Genomic DNA, 1,660 nt, shown 5'->3' with positions numbered 1-1,660 from the left:
CCGCATCGCCCATGCCGCCGATGCCACCGGCCGCGCGATCCACGAAGCGCTGCTGGCCCGCGCCAAGGCTCACCCGCTGGTGACGCTGAAAGAGCGCTGGATGGCGGTGGACCTGATCACCGAGCGGCACCTGAAGCGCGAAGACGCGCCACCGCGCTGCCATGGCGTGTATGCGCTGGACATCGACAGCCAGCGTGTCGAAACCCTGCCGGCCCGCGCCGTGGTGCTGGCCACCGGTGGTGTCGGCAAGACCTACCGCTACACCACCAACCCCGACACGGCCACCGGCGACGGCATCGCGATGGCCTGGCGCGCCGGCTGCCGGGTGGCGAACATGGAGTTCATCCAGTTCCACCCGACCTGCCTGTACCACCCGCAAGAGCGCAGCTTCCTGATCACAGAGGCGATGCGCGGCGAGGGCGCGGTGCTGCGCCTGCCGGCGAATGGCCACGCCACGCCTGAAGAGCCGTGGGGGCCACGCTTCATGCCGGCGCACGACGAGCGGGCCGAGCTGGCGCCGCGCGACATCGTCGCCCGCGCGATCGACTTCGAAATGAAGAAGCACGGCGTCGACCATGTGTGGCTCGACGCGACGCACCTGGGCGAAGCTTTCCTCAAGGAACACTTCCCGACCATTCATGCGCGCTGCCTGACGCTGGGCATCGACATCGCGCGCCAGCCCATTCCGGTGGTGCCAGCAGCGCACTACACCTGCGGCGGCGTGGTGACCGACCTGGAGGGCCGCAGCGATCTGCCAGGGCTTTACGCGGTGGGCGAAGCCACCTACACCGGCCTGCATGGCGCCAACCGGCTGGCCAGCAACTCGTTGCTCGAATGTGTGGTGATCGGCCGCACCTGCGCCGGCTCGATCCTGCGCAGCGAAACACACGTGGTGCCGCCGGTGCCGGCCTGGGACGAGAGCCTGGTCGAAAGCGCCGATGAACAGGTCGTGATCTCCCACAACTGGGACGAGTTGCGCCTGCTGATGTGGAACTACGTCGGCATCGTCCGCACGACCAAGCGGCTGGAGCGGGCGCTGCACCGCATCGAGCTGCTGCGGACCGAGATCGACGACTATTACGCGAACTTTCGAGTCACGCGCGATCTGCTGGAGCTGCGCAATCTGGTGGAGTGCGCCGAACTGATCGTGCGTTCGGCACTGGTACGCCATGAGAGCCGTGGGCTGCACTACAGCCGCGACTTTCCGTTGACTTTGCCCGTGAGCTTCCCCACGGTGTTGACCAGGCCGGCGCGCAGCAGCCCGCGCTGAGGCTTGCCGTAGACCGCCACATAGGTTACATCTAGTAGCGGGGCTCGTTACCGACGGGCCAAGGGGCCCAGCCCATGAGTCAAGCGCAGCGCGCGCCGCTCGTCACTGTCAGAGATTTGGTCGTCGTCGGGCAGCCATTGCCCTTCCACGTGCACGACGAATCCGGCCGCCGGTTGCTCGCCGCCGGCCAGGTGATCACGGGCGCCTCGCAACTGGTCATGCTGCTCGAACGCGGCGCCTGGGTCGACAGTGAACAGGCGGCCACCGTGCGGCGCGAGCGCCAGTCGACCCAAGCCAGTGGTGGTGACCCGTTGATGTCGACCTACCGCGAGCCGACGCTGTTCGACCGCTGGGAAAAGCTGGTCTGGGAGCTGGACGCGCTGCTGCGCA

1 protein-coding gene and 1 pseudogene are annotated in these 1,660 nt (G+C 67.7%); both read left to right on the top strand.

Annotation, left to right across the window (positions count from 1 at the left end; genetic code table 11):
* On the top strand, window positions 1–1,270 hold a 1,270-nt coding region (gene nadB / locus AC1DYI_RS34915), incomplete at its 5' end, for an L-aspartate oxidase (protein ID WP_477208682.1).
* Window positions 1,271–1,344: 74 nt separating this feature from the next.
* Window positions 1,345–1,660, top strand: a pseudogene (locus AC1DYI_RS34910) (hypothetical protein); the annotation flags it as partial.

It is taken from the genome of Ideonella sp. P3_A4, from assembly GCF_056403075.1.
The sequence above is the reverse complement of the archived record's forward strand: the minus strand, read 5'-3'. Positions and strand labels throughout refer to the sequence as shown.